Source organism: Solimonas aquatica (assembly GCF_900111015.1).
GTDB classification, from domain to species: domain Bacteria; phylum Pseudomonadota; class Gammaproteobacteria; order Nevskiales; family Nevskiaceae; genus Solimonas; species Solimonas aquatica.
In genome coordinates this window covers 564,203-569,189 of the sequence record NZ_FOFS01000001.1, presented here as the reverse complement: position 1 = coordinate 569,189, position 4,987 = coordinate 564,203, and the positions used below count along the sequence as shown (strand labels likewise).

The 4,987-nt window shown below is 63.3% G+C and carries 3 protein-coding genes; all 3 read left to right on the top strand.

Annotated elements, in window-relative coordinates; all coding sequences use genetic code 11:
- The coding region (locus tag BMY12_RS20590; protein ID WP_245732323.1) for a methyl-accepting chemotaxis protein at positions 1-624 on the top strand (624 nt) is incomplete at its 5' end.
- 407 nt (positions 625-1,031) lie between these two features.
- Positions 1,032-3,494 (top strand): methyl-accepting chemotaxis protein, encoded by a 2,463-nt coding sequence (locus BMY12_RS20755; protein ID WP_093281503.1) that lies wholly within the window; start codon positions 1,032-1,034, stop codon positions 3,492-3,494.
- Between the two features lie 555 nt (positions 3,495-4,049).
- Positions 4,050-4,987: PAS domain-containing protein (locus tag BMY12_RS20185; RefSeq protein ID WP_177188804.1), on the top strand; the 938-nt coding region annotated here is incomplete at its 3' end.

Sequence of the window (4,987 nt, the reverse complement as noted above, 5' to 3'; positions counted from 1 at the left end):
AAGATCGCCGACATCATCGGCGTGATCGACGGCATCGCCTTCCAGACCAATATCCTGGCGCTCAACGCCGCGGTGGAAGCCGCGCGTGCCGGCGAACAGGGCCGTGGTTTCGCGGTGGTGGCCTCGGAAGTGCGCAGCCTGGCGCAGCGCAGCGCCGCGGCGGCCAAGGAGATCAAGACCCTGATCAGCGATTCGGTCGAGAAGGTCGGCAACGGCAGCATGCTGGTGGAGAACGCCGGCCGGACCATGGAAGAGATCGTGGTAAGCGTGAAGCGGGTGACCGACATCATGGCCGAGATCAGCGCCGCCTCGCAGGAGCAGAGCCAGGGCATCGAGCAGGTGAACAGGACCGTCGCGCAGATGGACGAGGCCACCCAGCAGAACGCGGCCCTGGTGGAACAGGCGTCCGCCGCGGCGCGTTCGATGGAGGATCAGGCGCGTGGCCTGCTGGCTTCGGTCAGCCGCTTCCGGCTCGACGCGCAGCGCACGGCAAAGCCCTCGGTGGAGCCCGCGCCCGCACCGCAGAAAGCCAGGTCGCCAGGGGCGACCAATGCGGTGCACAGGATGAAAGCCACCCAGGGCCGTAGCCGCAACGAAGCCACGGGGCAGTGGCTTGAGTTCTGAAAGCGCCGTCTGTGCGCGCCCGCGAACACAGCCGGCGTCTTCGGACGCCGGCTTTTTGTTGAGCCCTGGCGAGGCCGGTTCAGGCACGGAAGCCGTGACGTTCTCCTCAGGCGTCAATCGATTGCCGTCCGGAGGACGGCGGGTGCCAGTTGTCGCAAAACAGGCGGATCCTGGCCCGCGCCGGCCGCAATCTATGGACAGGAGAGGCAGTAAACGCACGGCCTTTGTGCCGGCCCACGAATTTTCCGGAACCCAGCCGCTCGGATGTGCGGCCGGGGTTCTGCGTACAGCGGTGCTGTTCGCGTGAAGAACATCCAACACCAAGGCCTTGTCAGGCGGTCCGTCATTCCGGTTCAGGAATGGCAAGCCGGGCACGGTCAGGCAAACCCGCAGTGGAGTCTTTAGCAATGGCAAAAACCGTGAAATCCCGCAAGGCCGCCCCGAAGGCGGCACCGCGCAAGGCCAAGCCAGCCGTGGCCAGGAAGGTCGTGAAGGCCGCGAAGCTCGTGAAGACGCGCAAGGCCGCGCCTGTGGATGCCCGCCGCCAGGCCGAACTCAGCGGCCAGATCCAGGCCATCAACCGGGTCATGGCAGTGATTCAGTTTGAACTCGATGGCACCGTGCGTGACGCCAACGAGAACTTCCTCAAGACGATGGGCTACCAGCTCGACGAAATCAAAGGCAGGCACCATCGCAGCTTCGTCGACAAGGTCGAGGCCGAGTCGCCGGAATACCAGGCGTTCTGGGAGCGGCTGCGCGCCGGCGAGTATGTGGCCGGGCAGTTCCGGCGCATCGCCAAGGATGGCCGCGAGGTCTGGCTCGAAGCCTCCTACAACGCCATCATGGACAGCAGCGGCAAGCCGATGATGGTGGTCAAGTACGCCACCGATATCACCGCCCAGAAGCTGCACAACGCCGATTTCGAAGGACAGCTGCGCGCGATCAACAAGGCGCAGGCGGTGATCGAATTCACGCTGGACGGCCAGATTCTGAACGCCAACGAGAATTTCCTGAAGACCGTCGGCTATACGCTCGAAGAAGTCCGGGGTCAGCATCACCGGATCTTCGTGGAGCCGGGCTATGCGGCCAGCAATGAATACCGCGCCTTCTGGGACAAGCTGGGCCGCGGCGAGTATGACGCCGGCCAGTACAAGCGCATCGGCAAGAGCGGGCAGACGATCTGGCTGGAGGCTTCCTACAACCCGATTTTCGACGCCAAGGGCAAGCCGTTCAAGGTCGTGAAGTTTGCCACCGATGTCAGCGAGAACCGCCGCATCGCCGATGAGAATCTGCGCATCCGCAATGCCCTGGACAATGTCACCTGCAACGTGATGATCGCCGACAACGAGCGCAACATCATCTACATGAACAAGTCCGTCGTCGAGATGCTGACGGCGGCCGAATCCGATGTGCGCAAGGAACTGTCGAACTTTTCGGTCGCCAGGCTGATGGGCGCGTCCATCGATCAGTTCCACAAGAACCCGGAACATCAGTCCAGGCTGCTGGCCGGCCTCCGGCAGACGCATCGCGCGCAGATCAACGTGGGCGGCCGCACCTTTGCGCTGACCGCTTCGCCCATTTTCAACAAGAGCGGTGAACGTCTGGGCGCGACGGTGGAGTGGCTGGACCGCACCGCCGAAGTGGCGGTGGAGAAGGAGGTCGGTGAGATCGTGCAGGCCGCTGCCGACGGCGATTTCCAGCGTCGCGTGGTGCTGGAAGGCAAACAGGGCTTCTTCGCCCTGCTGGCCAAGAGCGTCAATCAGTTGCTGGAGACCAGTGAGCAGGGGCTGAGTGAAGTGGCGCGCGTGCTCAGCGCGCTGGCGCAGGGCAATCTGACGCAGCGCATGAGCGGCGATTTCCGCGGCACCTTTGCCCGCCTCAAGGACGATGCCAACGGCACCTGCGAGCAGCTCTCCGGCATCGTGGCGCAGATCCAGAAGGCCACGGATTCCATCAACACCGCGGCTCGCGAAATCGCCACCGGCAATGCCGACCTGTCCGGGCGCACCGAGCAGCAGGCGGCGAGCCTGGAGGAAACCGCGTCCTCGATGGAGGAGCTGACCTCGACGGTGAAACAGAACGCCGAGAACGCGCGCCAGGCCAATCAGCTGGCGGTGGGCGCGTCCGATGTGGCGCGCAAGGGTGGTCAGGTGGTCGGAGAAGTGGTGACGACCATGGCGGCCATCACCGATTCAAGCAAGAAGATCGTCGACATCATCAGTGTGATCGACGGCATCGCCTTCCAGACCAACATCCTGGCGCTGAATGCCGCAGTGGAAGCCGCACGTGCCGGTGAACAAGGTCGTGGCTTCGCGGTGGTGGCTTCCGAGGTGCGCAATCTGGCGCAGCGCAGCGCCGCGGCCGCCAAGGAGATCAAGACCCTGATCGGCGACTCCGTGGAAAAGGTGGAAAACGGCAGCAGGCTGGTGGAGAGCGCCGGCCGCACCATGGAAGAGATTGTCACCAGCGTCAAGCGCGTGACCGACATCATGGCCGAGATCAGCGCCGCTTCGCAGGAACAGAGCCAGGGCATCGAGCAGGTCAACCAGACCATCACGCAGATGGACGAGGTCACCCAGCAGAACGCGGCGCTGGTGGAGGAAGCTTCGGCCGCAGCGCGTTCGCTGGAAGAACAGGTGGGCCAGCTGGGTACGCTGGTGACCCGTTTCGAACTCGATACGCCCAAGTCCACGTCCTATGCCAAGGGCGATATGCAGAAGCTGCTTGCCGCCAGCTCCGCGCAGGCCGGCAGGCCGATGACGGGCAGGCACAGCGCCAAGTCAGCGCCGGCACGCGGCGGCGCGGCGCCGGCTGCTGCGCCGGCAAAATCTGCACCGGCCAATGGCGAGCACCGCTGGGAAGAGTTCTGATCGCGCCGCTGGCCGCCGGGCGCACTGCTTCCCGGCTGCATGAGGCTCGCTGCCGTACTGAGTCCAGAAAAAAGCCCTCTCCGGAGGGCTTTTTTTATGCCGGATGTTTGTCGCCCGCCGCCGCTTTTGAAAACTGCGAAGTGCCTGCAGCAATGCGGCGATTACGCGCTCGGCGGGCCGCTGCCGTCCAGAAGGCTGAATGTGCCAGTCGTCGCGAGAGCGGGTGATATACGGCGGCCCGGGTCGCAAGCTAATGGCAAGACGGAAAACGTCTGCATCGTGATGCCGGCAAGCGTGAAGGCCCGGCGCAGACGTAGGCTGAAAAATTTTTAGGGATGTGAGTGACGGCGCCCGCCGTCGGTCAATTTTGTGGAGTGTTCAAAAATGGCAAAGACTGGTCAGAACCGTAAATCCTCTTCTCCAGATGTTTCCGACAAGACCAAGGCCGCGCCGAGTCCGCGCAGCGCCAAGGCTGTCAAAACTGCGAAGGCGCCGGCGGGCGAGATGGCTCGCTTCGCCGAGCTTGAGAGCCAGATACAGGCCATCAATCGCTCGATGGCGGTCATACGGTTCGAGCTGGATGGCACGGTGTGCGATGCGAACGCCAATTTTCTCTCGGTGATGGGTTACCGCCTGGAAGAGATCAAAGGCCATCATCACCGCATGTTCGTCAGCGAGGCGGAGGCGGGCTCGCCCGAATATCAGGCCTTCTGGCGGAAACTGTGCGCCGGTGAATTCGTCGCCGGACAGTTCAAGCGTATTGCCAAGGACGGACACGAAGTCTGGTTGCAGGCTTCCTACAACGCTCTTGTCGATGCTTCAGGCAAGACGGTGCAGGTCATCAAGTACGCCGCCGACGTGACCGCTGAGGTCTTGATGCAAAAGGCGGCACGCAAGACCATCGACGATGTGCAAGAGGTGGTGCAGAAGGCCTGCATGGGCGATCTGGAGGTGCGGGTGCGCGAGGATGACAAGTCCGGCGACCTGAAGGGCCTGGTGCAGGGCATCAATCATGTGCTCAGCAGCAGCGGCAAGGTGCTCGGCGATATCCGGCAGTCCCTGGATGCGATCGGCGACGGCCAGCTGACCACGCGCATTGATGTGCAAGGCCACGAGGGTGGCTTCCGCGATATGGTCGATGGCGTCAACAAGGCGCTCGATGCGGTCATCGGACCGCTCAACGTCGCGGCCAACTACGTGGATCGCATTTCCAAGGGCGACATCCCGCCGCCGATCACGGACAGCTACAAGGGCGACTTCAACACCATCAAGAACAACCTGAACACCTGCGTCAAGGTGGTCAATGCGCTGGTGGCCGATGCCAATATGCTCTCGCAGGCCGCGGTGGAAGGCCGTCTGGCGACGCGCGCCGATGCCAGCAAGCACGAGGGTGATTTCCGCAAGATCGTGCAGGGCGTCAATGACACCCTGGATGCGGTGATCGGACCCTTGAACGTGGCGGCCAACTACGTGGACCGCATCTCCAAGGGCGA

Coding starts and splice junctions, on each gene's coding strand:
- BMY12_RS20755 (WP_093281503.1), top strand. CDS start 1,032: ATGGCAAAAACCGTGAAATCCCGCAAGGCCGCCCCGAAGGCGGCACCG.